The 16,562-nt window shown below is 32.4% G+C and carries 7 protein-coding genes; 3 read left to right on the top strand and 4 right to left on the bottom strand.

Features of this window, described 5'->3' with window-relative positions; all coding sequences use genetic code 11:
* Nucleotides 1-9 precede the first annotated feature (9 nt).
* The 3 genes from QWY92_RS00175 (at nt 10) to QWY92_RS00165 (ending at nt 5,380) form a co-directional block, all read left to right on the top strand.
* Entirely contained in the window at nt 10-1,050 is a 1,041-nt protein-coding gene (locus QWY92_RS00175) for a GntR family transcriptional regulator (RefSeq protein WP_290267626.1), read from the top strand.
* A gap of 79 nt (nt 1,051-1,129) precedes the next feature.
* On the top strand, nt 1,130-3,634 hold the full coding sequence (locus tag QWY92_RS00170; RefSeq protein ID WP_290267624.1) for an LTA synthase family protein: 2,505 nt from the start codon (nt 1,130-1,132) through the stop codon (nt 3,632-3,634).
* Nucleotides 3,635-3,649: 15 nt separating this feature from the next.
* Nucleotides 3,650-5,380 (top strand): glycoside hydrolase family 26 protein, encoded by a 1,731-nt coding sequence (locus QWY92_RS00165; RefSeq protein ID WP_290267621.1) that lies wholly within the window; start codon nt 3,650-3,652, stop codon nt 5,378-5,380.
* A gap of 13 nt (nt 5,381-5,393) precedes the next feature.
* Here the strand turns inward: QWY92_RS00165 and QWY92_RS00160 are convergent, their stop codons facing one another.
* The 4 genes from QWY92_RS00160 to QWY92_RS00145 all read right to left on the bottom strand — a co-directional run bounded on the left by QWY92_RS00160 (nt 5,394) and on the right by QWY92_RS00145 (nt 16,533).
* Nucleotides 5,394-6,701, bottom strand: a complete 1,308-nt coding sequence (locus tag QWY92_RS00160) for a family 43 glycosylhydrolase (RefSeq protein ID WP_290267619.1) — start codon at nt 6,699-6,701, stop codon at nt 5,394-5,396.
* A 169-nt stretch (nt 6,702-6,870) separates the two neighbouring features.
* Nucleotides 6,871-9,348: a glycosyl hydrolase family 18 protein gene (locus QWY92_RS00155; protein WP_290267617.1), complete on the bottom strand. Its 2,478-nt coding sequence runs from the start codon at nt 9,346-9,348 to the stop codon at nt 6,871-6,873.
* A 23-nt stretch (nt 9,349-9,371) separates the two neighbouring features.
* Nucleotides 9,372-13,529 carry a contractile injection system tape measure protein gene (locus tag QWY92_RS00150; protein WP_290267615.1) on the bottom strand — a complete coding sequence of 1,386 codons (4,158 nt, stop codon included), beginning with the start codon at nt 13,527-13,529 and terminating at the stop codon, nt 9,372-9,374.
* Nucleotides 13,519-16,533, bottom strand: a complete 3,015-nt coding sequence (locus QWY92_RS00145; RefSeq protein WP_290267612.1) for a hypothetical protein — start codon at nt 16,531-16,533, stop codon at nt 13,519-13,521. Before QWY92_RS00145 ends, QWY92_RS00150 begins: the two co-directional genes overlap by 11 nt.
* Nucleotides 16,534-16,562 lie beyond the last annotated feature (29 nt).

The raw sequence follows: 16,562 nt of genomic DNA, 5'->3' as shown, positions 1-16,562 counted from the left end.
TGCATAAACATGTTTGAACATATAAAAATTGACAACAATACTAGAATCCCCAAATATCAGCAAATTATAGATTCTATAATAACTAATATTTCTTTGGGAAATTTATCTATGGATGAAAAAATCCCGTCAATAAATATGTTTAGTGAAGCCTTCAACTTATCTCGGGATACGGTTGAAAAGGCTTACAATATTTTAAAAGAACGTAATATTATCACCTCTATTCGTGGTAAAGGATACTATATATCTCGCACATCTTTAATTTCTAAAGTGAATATTTTATTCTTGGTTAATAAGTTAAGCTCATATAAAATGCGGACTTACAACCATTTTGTTAATGCTATTGGTGCTAATTCGCACACCGATTTACATATTTATCATTGCGACGAAAGTTTGTTTTTAAACTTATTAGATAAAAACAAAATGGCTTACGATTATTTTGTTATTATGCCTCATTTTAAAACAGAAGCGCTCAAACATGTTAGTTTAACTGAGCCTGTTATTGAAGCTATAAAAAAAATCCCAAAAGATAAATTACTTATTCTTGACAATATTAACCCTGATATTAAAGGTGATTTAATTGAAATTTATCAGGATTTCGAAAACGATATTTATAACGCATTAAAGGAAGGTATAGCGAAAATAGAGAAGTACAAAAAAATCATGCTCATTTATCCGGACAAGGCTGTTTACCCTTATCCTAGACGTATTTTACATGGTTTTAGAAAATTTTGTGTAGAACATCAACTCGATTTTGAAATTTTAGACGAAGTATATGAAGATATGATTTTGAAAAAAGGAGATTTATTTATTACTATTGAAGAAGCCGATTTAGTAAATTTGGTAAAACAAGTACGAGAAGATGAGTATAAACTAGGCCGAGACATCGGGATTATATCGTACAATGATACGCCACTAAAGGAATTATTAGGTATTACCGTAATATCTACAGATTTTAAAATTATGGGCGAAACTGCTGCCCAAATGATTTTAAATAAACAAAAAGGCAAAGTAAAAGTACCGTTTAATTTTATTGATCGGGAGTCGCTTTAGTTTATTAAAGTTGCTGTAAACAAATTACTTTCATTTTTTATCATATTTTAGTTGCATAAATTACTATCTCAACTGTTTGATGAAAAATAAAAATAAACTCTCATATTTCTGCATCCTCCTCTTTCTTCTAATAAATTGGTGTGCTCGAGCTCATGAGGCTAATAATACTGAAATACTTTCTAATTTCGAGGTTACACATTCCAACACAAGTAACGATTCTTCTGCCCTATTAAATACTATAACAAAAGAAATAATATATCACGCCCCTGAGTCTGGTAATGTTAATTTTGTTTGGGGGGTTGAAGGTTTTTCTAATTCAGAATTACTTTCTTTAAATAAAAACACCAAGCTACTACAAGGTAAGTTATACACCCCAATGGTATTAACTCAGGGCGTTTTTAAAGTTTCCATAACTTTAAAAAAAAACGAAGTAATATATTTTGGCTTTTGGATAACCAAAAACAAATCTGGAGTATACACCGATTTTTGGGATTGGAAATATAATAAAACCATAACCTTTGATAAAGACACCCCAATAACTATTGAGGCTAATTACAACTTACCACAACAAAAACTTAATTCGGCTATTATAACTAATGGTTGGATAGTACTAATCACTTTATCCATACTTTTGCTTATCGTTTATTTTACTGTAAAAAAGACACATAAATACTATCCCCCTGTTTCTGTTTTTTCTAAAATATTATTTTTAAGTTTAAGCATGGGCTTATTGCATGTTATGGCACGTGCTGAAATAATTGGTTTACACCCAAAAACATTATACACGAGCCCAAACAACATATTTAAACTTGTTAAGGCAAGTACTAGCGATTTACTTTACGTCGCTTTATTTACAACCTTATTTCTTTCTCTTTTTGTTATCTTTAAAAGAAAAAAGAACCTCACTAATACTATTTATAACATATGTATAGGTTTAGCTTTCTTATCTGTTTTAATTGCCTTTATTAATATCACTACTGTTATTTATATCGGCCAACCTTTTAATTATGAATGGTTGTATTATTCCGATTTTTTAGGCAGCGAAGATGCCAAAAGTGCTTTACAGCAAAACTTATCGGTAAGTATCATTTTTAATTTACTCGCTTTAGGCTTGTCATTAATAGTATTGCAAAATATTTTTAAACATCTATATCCTATCCTTTTAAAGGATAAAAAAATAAAACGCACAATCATCATTGTTAGTAGTATCCTTGCTGGTTTCCTTTTTTATCAAACAAAACAAGCTGAAACAATTAAAGATAAAGGAAAAACCGACAATGCCATTTTAGCCATGGTATCATCTTTTGCGAAAAATGATAGCGATGCTTCATTCTTTTCAATGGAACTATCGGACATCGATAAAACATTTATTCCTAATGCGGGTAAACAATCAATAACAGCTCTAGACTCGTCTAAAATAAATCCGATTAAAAATGTAATTTATATTATATTAGAATCTACTGGCTCTAAATATTTTGACTTATATGGCGGAGCATATCAAATAAATCCTAACCTTAACAAATATGCTAATCAAGCCCTAATTTTTAATAATATGTATGCGCATGCCCCTGCGACTAACAAATCATTAACATCAATATTAGGAGGAATTTACCCGAATATATCATATAAGAGTTTAACTCAAGAAAAACCCGATTTTAACCACCCAACACTATCTTCTATTTTAAAAAATAACGGATATGCAACATCCTTTTTTTCATCAGCAAACCTCGATTTTTTAAAAAGTAATACGTTTTTAAGTTATCGTGGATTTGATGTTGTTAAAGATTACAGAGCTATTAATTGTTCCAATCAATTCAAACAAAACGCCTATACGGAAGGAGATGGCATTGATGATTTGTGCCTTGCCGAACAGTTTGAGCTTTGGTTAGATGAAATAGATTCTAAAAACTTTTTCTCAGTACTTTGGACGGTTCAAGCACATTATCCGTATTTCTTTTCGAAAGAAGAAATTGATTTTGGTGTAAACAATATAGAATTCAACAGATACTTGAATATTATTAAACATAACGATGAAATGATAGGTCGTATTTTGAATGTTTTAAAAGAAAAACAGCTAGACAAATCTACCTTAGTTGTGGTTACAGGAGACCATGGAGAAGCTTTTGGGCAACATCAACAATACGGACATGCTTCTGACATTTATGAAGAAAACCTAAGAGTTCCCTTATTATTTATTAATCCAGAATTGTTTAGCGGCCAACGAACAGATGATATTGCTTCGCTGAAAGATTTATCAACGACAACACTTTCTATTTTGGACATAGATACTCCAAAAACATGGCAAGGTCGAGACCTCATTAACACAACCCATGACGAGGCCTTTTTCTTTGCGCCCTGGTCCGATTATTTGTTCGGTTATCGAAAAGGAAAAATGAAATATATTTTTAACGAAAGCACGGGGCATATTGAAGTTTACGATTTAAACTTAGACCCTAATGAAACCACAAATATAATTAACACAACTACACCAAAAGCTATTTTACATGCAAGAACACGCATTGCAGCTTGGGTACAACACCAAAGTGATTTTGTAAACCATACTTTAATGAAATCTAAAAATTAAAAGTATATTTTAATTATGAAGCTATTAAATAAATACAAAAAACTAATCATTGCTACAGGCATATCTCTTTTTTTAGTGGCGTTTCTTGTTATCAAAAACAATACTTTTATAAAAAATCTAGTTTCCATCCGACTTTCTAACACTTTAGAAGAAGCTACTTCGGAACCTGTAATTGCACAGTTTTCATTCCATCCAGAAAACGAGAACAAACTTTTTAGTAAATTTTATCATTACCGCTTAAAACTTTCCAAATCTGAAGGCATCACTTTTGATCAATCGAAAATTAACCAATGGAAAAACGATACCGTACCGTTAATGATAACGGTTGAAACTTGGGGAACCAATGCCATTTCTTCCTATAAAAACAATCCTATGACTGATTTGGTTAACGGTTATTTTGATGATGTTATTAAGCAACTTTGCAACAACTTAATTAAAGATAGACCTCATATTTATTTTAGATTTAATCCAGAAGTAGAAGTGCCTTATAAACTCTATCCATGGCAAGGTTATGTTTATGAATATATAAAGGCATTCGAGTATTTCGCTAAACTTTGCAAAACCTATGCGCCGCAATCTCAAATAGTATGGGGCCCTTCAGGATATCCTGGTGTATTGGAATATTACCCAGGCGATGCCGTTGTGGATGTCGCATCGATTGTTTTAAAAAGTAATTCAGAAATAAACTTAAATGCTTATCCAAATGATTATTCTACAACATACGATTTACAACGCCGTTTGCACCGTTTAAGATTTTTAGACAAACCTATTTTTGTATTTGGCTCTAAACAAACCCCGAGTAACTTATTAGATAACCAATTGGTTACTGAAATATCAAATACAATTGAAAATGAACGCCATGTTATTTATGCTTCGGATAATTTTAAACGTCCAAATCCTATTAATAAAAATAACTTAGAGCAAAAACTAAAAATTGGATTATACGACCCAAAAAATTTACTTAATGATGAAAAAATTATTTCTGTTGAACATCTTTTTGCCGATTTTTCGAATTTAAACGATGGCAGTTTTCAAAAAAAATTTAATATGGTTATCGCACGTAATCATGATGTTATTGTAACATTTGAACCATTTCCTCAACCTGAAAAAGGTACCGATTTGGAAGTTTTACAACATATAACTGCGGGGAAATACGATGAAGAAATTAATTCTTTCTACAACATTATTCTAAATACTAAACGCAATGTATATCTAAGGTATGCACATGAAATGGAAATCCCAATTACTCGGTATCCTTGGCAAAGTCAAGACCCCATTGTTTATATAAAATCGTTTCGTTACTTTATGACATTTAAAGCCGAATTACCTGCCACATTAAAAAGAGTTTGGGGCCCGGCTGGCGATCGAGGCTCCATAGAATGGTATCCAGGGAATGATGTTGTAGACATGATAAGCATTGCTATTTATGGCTTACCTGATAAAAACATTACAGACCCCAATAAACAAGAATCTTTTAAAACTATTTTTAATCGAAAATACAGACGTATTCGCTTTATTGATAAACCTCTTTTTATAACCGAATTTGGAGTTAAAGGTCCTGAAGCATACCAATCTAAATGGTTAGAAGCAGCCGCAAAAGTTTTAAAAGAGAACCCACAAATTATAGGTGTTAATTATTTTAATATGTCTGACACACCAAAGGCTTGGGGCAATATAAAACCGCCCGATTGGAGTATTTCAAAAGAGACATTACATCTATTTTATAACACTCTCAATAGCGACTAAAACAGAAAAAAACTTAATCTATAAACTTGAAGTAATCCAGTTCGGTTTTAAACGTTTTATTACCTGTAAATTTAAGGTAGATATCTTTTTTACCGATTACTTTTTTCATGGAAGCAAGCAACGTGGTTGATTGATTTCCCTTATTTATTTTTACTGAAACTTCAGCTAATATTCGACCAGAAATACTATTTTCTCGTATTTCAATTTTGCCTTCACCTTCAGTATTTTTTAATTGAATTTCGATTTTTAATGGGCTAGTTTCAAAATTGACGTTTGCAAACTTCACCCAACTGTCGTTTTTAATATTCGATAAAACAAACCCGTTCATTTTTGTCCCTGTTTTAGCAATTTCTAATGATTTTTCGTAAAACCACTCCGCCTCTATTTTATCCCAAGAGGCATTATATTGCCCCACTCCATTTTTAAAATGAGCATCTAAAAACGCGGTATCGGTCACTATTGTTCCATCGTCAGCAACGTGGCAATAAGACATTATAGTTTCTCTAAATTTGAAACCATTTTTGATATAATAGCACCAAACATGATAAAACTGACCTTTCCACCAAAAGAAACTTCCGTGAGCAAATTCATCTAAATGATGGCCAGTACCGAAAACTCCAGCACTTTTGTATGGCCCATAAATATTTTTGGATGTGGCATAATGTTGCCCCCAACTTAAATAATAGGTGTCTTTTTCTTTAAATAAATAATTTTTATCCATCCATGCCGGTGCATTTGCCCAACCTTCTCCTGTTATGGTAATAGCTTTTGGAGTTTCGGCAGTTGAAATCATATTTTCGTTTAATTCCGCAATATAATAAGCGTCGGATTTATCGCCATAAACTAAATATGGTGTTTTATTTTCATCATTATCAACAAAAATGGTAGGATCATGCAAAGGCGATACCAATGGTTTCCCTAAGGCATCTTTGAAAGGCCCAGTAGGTTTATCAGAAGACATTACACCAATACCCCGTTTTCTATCGGAGAAATAAAAATAGTACTGCCCGTTTCTGGTGGCGGCATCGCTTGCCCAGCAATCTTTGGTACCTTTTGCCATGTAATTATCGTTTGGAGAAATGGTTTCTTCCAACGTCCAATCTAACAAATTAGTGGTTGAAAACACACGCCAATCTTTCATATCCCATATTTTATCGGTAGGGTTAGAATCGTGACCACTGTATAGATAAATGGTATCATTAAATACCCGAATGTGTGGATCGGACACTCCTTTTGCATTTGTAATAGGGTTTTGAGCCATACTATTACATGTGCATATAGCGCAACAAAGCGTAAAAAAGATTGATTTTATTTTTTGCATTCGAAGTATTGATTTTTTTAATAGACAGTATAAACTAGCAACTATTGCTTCTCTTTTGAAATTCAAAGCCATATTATAGATTTTGAAATTTTGAAATTTTTGGAGACTTTAAAAATAAGGAAACCTAATTGCTTTCTGACTTCAAATTGAAAAAATAATGTCTATAAATTTAAGGCAAGTTTTTATGAGAGTATTTCCCTCTGAAATAGCGGTAATGAATAAAAATACCAACAAGTACTCCCAAAACAAGAATAATAAATATCCAATAAATACTTATTCTGCCTTGATTTGATGCTCCAAACTCACTAAAATAAGGGGTAATATATAAACCATAAAAAAGTAATACGGCAGCAATAATGGCGAAAACTAAAGACAATATTTGTAATATAGTTCGCTGATAAGTACCTCCTTTATTAAACCGATCTAAATAATTTATTCTTAAAATGGTCAAAAGAATTAAAACCGAGAAAAATGCCGCTCCATAAAAACCAATTTTAGAGAACACAATAAGCCTACGATACAAGCAAAAACTAGCTTCTTGGTCGGCTAAATATTTCGTAGAAACCTCCTCTTGTAACGACCTACCATAAGCTGTAAGATAGTATGTTTGTTCTTCTAAGGCCCAACTGTAATCACTGTAAAGCGCGTACTTTTGCATCCAATTCCATCGCTCGTCATTACTTTTTTTATTTTGACTATAATCATATGGTTGATATTTATACCAAATAGAAGATTCATCTTTAGCATCAACATTAAACCACTTATCAAATTCAAATAATCCGCCATATTCAAAAATTTTCGTATTAAAAACTTTTACTCCAACAGCATCTGTTATCCCGTAATCTTTATGATTTTTAATTTCATCCCATGCCGCGTCGCCATCAGCACTTAACAAAGAATCAATTCGCGTAAAAGCGTCAAATTCCACTAACCTTTTTTCTGTTAAGTTTTCAGCTTTAACAGCATCAATTTTAGCCGATTTCACTTCAATTAAATGTGTTCCTATAGCATCCCATAATCCTGTATAACCATCGTCGTATCCCAAACCACGAATTGAAACACCTGCAATACCACGCTGCAAAACCCATCGATATTTTTCCTTTAAACTCTGCTCATCTTCATACCAAATTTGTTTGTACTGCGTTTGCCAATTTTTGTTTTGCTTCCAATTAATATAGGCCGCCATTTGTATGGTATCGTAGCCACACTCAATATCGTTTACTATGTTTTTATTATTTTTAATATCCCTAAGAATCTCAGTATACTTATAAGAGCTCCCCATATGACCTTTATAACTCTTATCAACATCGTTAAACTCATTTTCAACGCGCCATTCCTGCCCTAAATATGACACCGAAACAATTAATTTTGTTAACGGAATTTTGCTAGAATAAAAATCGACTGTAGATGCTATAGTTCCAAACTCAGGCTTGGATGCGCTATGCAACGGGCTATTAGCTTGCGACCAATATTCTAAAGTATCAGTCATTCGGTCGGTGCTCACAATAAAACTATTCACATGGGGCACTAATGCTGCAAAATTATAGGCACGGGCATACTCTAAACTTTTCGCTTTAAATATGGCTGGTATAGTAATTTGAATACTAAAATTATCATTTTTAAAACGTTCATTTAGGGACGATATAAAACGAGAGAACTCTCTTTCACTAGATAAAGGCAGGTGTTCAAAATAGATATTAACCCCCTGAATTAGATCTTCATCAACCAAGTGTTGTAAAGCATTAAACAATCGATTTTGAGATTCTGAACGTGCCAAAAAGCCTTCAATTTCAGTTGGATATTTACTATGCACAGTTAGGTTTATTTTAGTGCCTTTGTTTTTCGCCATAGCAATTACCCCACCTTGAAGCCCTAAATCTTGTAGTTTTTCGGGGTATTTTGGACCACCATTTAATTTTAAATCATAATAATCGTATAAATTTAAAATCGACAAATAATTGTAGTTATAGTTTTTATATTCCTCTTCTTTATTATTCCAGTAGTTGTGCCAGCCTATAATTTTAACCTTGTGATTCAAGCATTCCGAAATGCTATCTTTTATTGCTTTGGTTTGCGCATCGCGCCATTCGCAAGTACATGTTGCAGATTTTAAATGGCTTAAACTGGTTTCCGAAACACTATCTAACACACTTTGATTCGCAAAATAATTTTTTAGTTTATTGCTTAAAATCGTATCTAGTTTACTTCTAAAAACCACCTCAAGAGAATCTACAAGCTTTATTTTCAATGAGTCTATCGCTAATTTATTAATATTAAATTTATCATGAAGCTCTTCTATTTTTAAACTATCATCTATTTTTAAAGAATCTAGTACTTTGGCAATTTCGTTCATATTCGAATCCACACTAATCAGGCTATCTCTAACCAACTCAAGCATAAATTGGTATATTCTATCTTTTTCTTTTTCGGTTTTATTTTGTTTAAATTTTAAAGTCTGCTTTAAACGTTGGATAAAGCCCTTTTCCTTTTCGTGAAATAGCTTCGTGCTGTCCAAATCTATAGGCAATGGTTTCACTACAATATCTTGACCAAAACCTGATAATGAGCATAAATTAAGCACCACAAACAACACGACTAAAAGTCGGTTTCTGAAAACTATTTTCGGTATTTGTAAATTGTGCTTCATAGCTATTAAATGTTGCGGTTGATTTAAATCCAGTTTACATGCAGTGGTTTGGCCATCCAAGGCAACTTAATTAAGGATATATTCCAAGGTATAAACTGCATTAAAACATCCATCCCTCTTTTTTCAACTCTAAGTATGTTTTGTTCAGTTTGAAATTCAATTAAACCCACGCGCCTTATAAAGCTCACCTGAACACCTTCAACCGACGAATTATTAACCTTTTCCCAATTTTGAATAAAGCCATTTAACAGGCTTTCCGACCACTCCACTTCGGTTTCTGTTAAGGGAGTTGCAGGCCATAAAAAATCGCTTACAGGGAGCCCAACCAATAATTTATTGAGTAGGAACTCGTTTTCGTGAAAATCTATGCTATCATAACTTAAATATTGTAGCAAATAGCATGCACGATGCTTACTTTCTTCATTAAAAAATACACCGCTTTTAAGTAAATTTAATGATTGAAAATATTGCGTTAAGAAAGGCCATAACAAAATGAGGCCCGCATTTTCCACTTTCACAAATTCTCCAGTTAAATCGGTATTTGTTGTATTCATAAGTTCTTTATTACTTGCTTTTATAATTTGTTTTAAACCTTTCGGAATCGTTATTATTTCCTGTTTTCCCGCCTGTTTCGATTGACTTTCAATACTTTTAAAAACGACTTCCCATGGTATATTCTTATTTTGTTTCACAAGAAAATTAAAAAGAGATTGATGGAATGCTTCTCGCGGTTTTTCAGTAACCGACGTATAAAACGTTAATGAAAATTCATAAACCCAAGCCCGCCATTTCTGCGGGTTAATAGGATCGAAATACAGGTAAGGAGCTAATTTTAAATATGACAATATTTGCTTTTTAACGGCGGTATTGTTTTTAAACCAAACATCTAAAATAGCCTTGTCCGACATAATATAAAGTGCCTCTTTAAGCGTTATAGTTTGGACTTTACCTTCAATTTCAATATTCAAAATAGCTCTTTCAGTAATAACGTCCTCGTCCTTCGCTGCTCGTTTTAACTTTGGTTTTTCTGAAACTAAACTAGCATTCCAAAGTGTATTTATTTTTTGATGCTTTGAGCATATCAAACTAAAAACCACAATTAAATTCACAGGAAGTTTTTTTGCTAAAACTGCGACAAAACCTTCATTTTCTTCCTCTTCTATAAAAATAGTTTCGAACGCTTTTCCTAACATTTCACTTTCGTTAAAAATATTATCAAGCAATTTTTTAAGTGAAGATACCTCGCTCCACCAAGGCAAATAATCATGATGCGTATAAAATGCCAAAGCACTAATATTTTTAGAAGTCTTATTTTTAAGAATATCAAAAGCTTCTTTTTGCTTTTGAATAGGCTCAAAACTTAAATTAACGCCCTGTTCTTGATAGGCACCATTTGCTAATTTTACTGAATCTATGCCTAATAATGACGTTAAAATTTTTGAATCAGAAGCTTGAAACTCGAACAACATCTTATAATATAGAGTCATTTTATTTATAACATGAAACGATTTTCTAGTATGATTTAAAAATGATTTTGCAAACTCAGGAAGTTGCATTTCCTTATTTTCTATTTTAAGTTGAACGAAAAACCGTAACACTAATTTGCCCCAAAAATTTGCTGAAACATCTTGAATTATAGATTTTGGAACACTACTTTTTAAAGCTGTAAAATGTTGCTGAAAAATGTGATGCTTATCATTTAATTTTAGCTCTATTTTTCTGTTTTTAACAGCCAGAAACAAACTTTCAAAATAAGTATCATTATTTAAAATAAGAGTAAAAAATGTTTTAGTTTGAAAATTATTCTTATTATTCAATGAAATATATGCATCAACAATATTGAATGTTTGGCTATTAAATATAGAGAAAACAGGCGTAGTCATTTTATAAAACGCACTAAGTTTTTCTTTTAATTTTACATCGGAAGATACCAAACTAACAAACTGTTCCCACACGTTATTTGGCATGTATGCGCGACAGAAAATAAATGTTTTATCTACAGCGGCCTCACGGCTAACAACCTTTAATAATACTTCTGGGTAAACTGATAAATAATATGTTAATTGATTAATTCCTTCGGAAAACCTAACTTTTGCTTCACCTTCAAACGCGGCATGTTTTTTAAGAATGTTATGCAAATCGTGTGCAATAATCTGCTCTATATCAACCTCAGAAATAGTACCAGCTTTATGTTGCTTATTTTGAAGTTTCAAATGTAAAACTTCACTTAAATATTTAGAACGTACGACTTCATTACTAAAAATTCTAGTAAAACTTCGGTTAACCAAAAACACATATAATGCCGGTTTATACTGGCCTCGACTTTCCATTAAAACCTCGAGGATCATTTCATTTTCTTGAGGCTGCCATAGTGTGTTTTCAACAATTTCATCTAGGTATTTCTCTTTTAATTCTGAAATTATTTTTTTTAAAAACTGAATAGAATCTTGAAAATGATATTCCAAATAAGTCTGAAAATCCATCTGAATATTACTCGTAATTAAACGTTCGAAACTTCCGAAAAGCAAATTTGAACTAAAATGATCGCGTAATTTATTTGCAAAAAACGGATCTTTCGATTTAATTAATTCATGAAACAATTGCCTCACATCCACAAGCTTCAACCCCTTGTTTCCCTGAGGTAAGTAGCCAAAAATTAAATAGTAATCTATTATTTTTCGCTTATTAATGATAACCGAATTCAGGAGTTTTTTAATTTCCGAAGATAAAATCTCACGTGTCTCTTCTTGCCTTGTTAGTTGTTTTTTAATGGCCTTATTAACGCTATCTCTCAAGGTATTTTCATGATTATCATCCGCTAGAACTTTTAATCGATTTTGATTTAAAACACTTTGCCCTTTGGCAAACTCACGCTTTAGGTTATCAACCTTTTCTGAATGTTCAGAATAATTGGCCATAGCAATAAGTGCCAGAAAAAAATGGTTATAATTTAGCGCTTCTAACGAAATATTTTCTCGATACAACACCGAAAATAAGGCCAAACCTTCAATCGATTTTAAAAGTTTGTGCGTGGTTTTTCCTTCTATCTTATCGAATACGGCTTTATACGACTTAATAAACTGAAGCACACGTGCTGCTTCCTGCTTAAAAAACAATTCTAATATTTTAAAAACACCTTTCTCATTTAACGTATTTAGAAAAGTTGTTCTATGGTTTTCATTACTAATTAGCGCCAAAATTTCAGCTTTATCACTAAGCCTATTTTCAATTTTGAAGGGTTTGTTTTCGGCATTAATCTCAGCAATAAATTGATTAATTTCTATACCAGATGTGCCATTAAATTCACGAATATGTATATTGTGATTTTCTTGGAGTACAGTTTCTATTAATCGGGTAATCTCTGGAGTATCATCAGTATTTTTAAGTTTTAACAGCAACGTTTTACTTTCAATAGAAAATTTGGAAATATAAGCAGACAATACACTTTCGATAAAATTAATTTTATTTAACGCATTTGCCGAACGCTCCAATAAAGCACCGAGAATAAAAGCATTTATTAATTGTAAAAAGCCATTTCTACCATATTTAGATAGTACCAACTTATCTTCAATAGCACTCAGTTTATTTCGAAAACTAAGAATCCAATCGTAATTTACAGGGTTAATTTTATAAACTAAATCTTGAAATAGTTTGGGTTTTAAACCTGCCGACATACGAAACATCACCGATTGATTATTACTGTGTTTTTTTAGTACAGTAATAATATGTTGTGGCGAACTTTGCATTAAATTTATAATTATTTGATCGAAAGTAACTTCGCGGCTCATCCATTTCGGGAAATAACCTTTAATGAGATAAAACTCTAAGGCTGAAATTAAATAATTATCAAACCTTTTATTGGAATTGGCTTGCGTACTAAATATACCAGTTGATTGTGTATTTAAGGTATTACGCAATGCTTTTTCCAATGCATTTTTAATTCTGTCTGCCAATTCAAATGGCAAGTCTTTTTCATTAATAGCACCAATATCGATATCTAAAGAATCTAAATGAATATCCATTTCGTTTGGAATTTCACTAGAAATAGCGCTTTCCATAGCGGAAAATATAGCAGATTCAAAAAGTGATTCAATAACATTATTGCAACGCAAAGCCACAGCTTTTTCGTTATATTCAAAAGCAACAATGCACTGATCTACTCTACTATCTCTATTTTTCACAATTTTGCTTATTAGTAAATTCTATTATTTTTTTATACACTTTATACGATGCCATTTTTAATGTATCACCAGATTTCGTTTCTTCTGTTTTCAGGTTTTCCCACTCATGATAAACTGTTTGAAAAGCATGCATATCTGCCGCATTTACATACAAAACATTTACTTTAATATGAGATGGCGTTCTTTCTACTATTAACCCATTGATGTAAGATTTAAACTGATTATCTTTAAATCGTTCAGACGTTTTTGGCAACACAACAGATATAGATAGATTGAAAAAATCTTCATCTACAATCAACTCTTGATTTGATGGCAAAAGGTTGGTTAATTTTCTTTGGTATACCAGTCTGCGTTGTCCGTATTCACCCCGTTTTACTTTAGCTAAACCCTTCGCTCTAATTTTTTCAACTTCGCGTAACCGTACCCGATTATTTTCTTCGGATGATTTCTGAAATAATTTAACTAAATCTGTTACCTCTCCAATATTATGTAATCCGGGAAAGGTTAACCCCGTTTCCTCAGGATCCTTTTTATCATTTTCAAAGAATTTTTCTATAGAAGCCTCTCGGTCTGTTTCGGTATCACTCCAAGATGCTTTTAAAATAGTACCACCAATATACTTTTTACTAGGATCGACAAACTTAAAGCCGTATTTCGATTCGCTATGCGTAACAAAAGTTCTTAGTAAAATATGGTCAACAACATAAAAAGTTTCATCATTTTCACTTAGAGTTCCTTGGGACTTTATAGTTCGAGTAAGACGTGGCAAAATGCCTGTTTTTGCAATAATGGTGTTTTCTAAACCCGATGGATTCCTTTCGGGTTGGCCGCTAATAAAGGTTTCTCCTTTGGCGGTATCTGCCGTTAGAGATTCAATATTATTGAGGTAAGCCGATTTTTTTTCTAACAATATGGTTTGTAGTTCTGCTTCACTTTTAATAATATCTAATCGGCGAGAAACGTTCCATGGAATAGCATTTAAATCTTCGCCAAACCGAGCTAATAAATGATTAAAAACCCTAGATTTTCTATCAAAATAAGTGGCATCTTGTTTCACATTTATAACGTCCTGATACAACTTAAGAAACCCCTGAAAAACAACTTTATTCTCTACTTTATCCAGGTCAATTTCATTCAATTTTTCAAAAACCAAAGGAAACAAACTTTGCCTCTCGATAGCAGCTAGCATACGTTTTAAATGGTTTTGAAACGCTTCTACAAATACCATAGGTGTAAAATGCTTACGTTCGTATTTCATTAACATAGCAAAGCTTAGCACTACCGACTTTCCAAAAAAGGTATCGACCTCTTCTTCAAACCACTTAAACTTTAATCCGTAAAGCATACTTAAAAAAGCGCGTACCTCGGTACTGCCAAAACCCAATTCGGAAGGCATATTAACACCTCTCGCTTTTGCTAAATATTTTTTAAATAACGGGCGTTCAACTATGATACGCTCTAAAAGAATTTGCTGTTTTACTTCACTTAAATCGCATAAATTCTCACTATCTATGGTGGCTTCAACATATAAACGCTGCTCATTCTTTTCTGAATAATACACACACGCATCTACCTTAAAAACAGGATTTGGACTTAGCGCTTCTATAGCTGGTACATTTGATAAAGACTGACTGTAGTATGTTGTTTTTTCCTTATTATTAAACACCAAATCTTTATTAAAAAAATCGGCTATTCTATTAATTTGAGATAAGTGGTTCGCTAAATATTGCTCAAAAAACAGCAGATACCCTTTTAACTGCTTCGCCTTGGCATGGCGTGAAGGTTGATTGGAATGGGACAAACCAGCGTTTCCAATACCATAAATAAGTGGGAATTGATTTTGAAGTGAATAATATGTTTCTACGTCGCGTTTTGTACCTTTTAAGCTTTTGGTGTATTCAAAATTTTGATTAAAATTAATGGCATATTGTCTATATTTTTTTGCCCATAATTCATGAAAGGTTTCATGGATTTTAGTTTTACTCCATTCCGAAAGTTCTACGGCTTTTTCGTTAATAACAACACCCATATTTTCAAAAACTCGAGAAAATCTAGAAGGGCTCATAATGTTTCCTTCAGTTTCGTCTAGTAGATGAAAAAAATGAGAAGCCCCACTTTTTAAATATTCAACCTGTATATTTAACACCTCAACTTTAAGCACAGCTTCTACTTTTGATAGTTCTTGCTGAAGTTCTAATTTAGTTAAAGAAGTACGCCGCGACTTTAGGCTTTTATCTTTTATAAAACCTTTGGTTAATCGAGGTCCAGAAAACACATCAGACACCGTTGTATTATCGGTAAGCATATCATCTAAAGCCAGTTTACTAACCGGATTATAAACATACTCAAAAAGTTGCATAAGTACTTTTGCCAATGCTTTTTCAACAGATTTATGAGGCATAATATGCACTTTAAAATCGATAGTTGTTGGCTTAGGTTCTAGCAAAGAAATGTTTAAAATATCTTCGCCCAGGCTCCTATTAGCATTAATAAAAACCTGTAGATCTTTTAAAAATTGCTCTTTTTCTGGCGTTTTACCTATGAGCTTATTATTAAAAATCGACTTTGGTTGAATTTCAATATTTTTAGTAATAACAATTTTTTCGGCATAATCGCTATTATCCATAGGTGTAATCCAAACATTTTCGATAACATCAAAAGCATCGATTATAGCTTTTTTTGCATCGATTACGGTAATTGGGTGTGTTCTATAAATATGAGATGGCGCATGGAAACTGTTTTTTGCGGCATTTATTTGCGCTTCTCTATCGGCATTAATTTCGGTTAAAAGATCTTTTATGGGGTAAGTAGAACGTAAAGAAACATCGGTAACAGCGTAGCATAATTGCTCTAGAATAGTAACTCCAGGGTCGTGGGTATTATAATCTGTCCAGAGGTTGCCACTTCGTTCTTGCACATACGCTAGCCCCTTCTCACGAAGTTCTGAAAAATTCAGACTTGTTTTTTCTTTATCTTCCGAAGAAAAGCTAGCAGGTTCTTTCATTTATTGGTATGTGTAAATTCTGTTTATTA

Origin of the sequence: Algibacter miyuki (assembly GCF_030409805.1) — a bacterium.
Classification (GTDB): Bacteria; Bacteroidota; Bacteroidia; order Flavobacteriales; family Flavobacteriaceae; genus Algibacter; species Algibacter miyuki.
The sequence above is the reverse complement of the archived record's forward strand: the minus strand, read 5'-3'. Positions and strand labels throughout refer to the sequence as shown.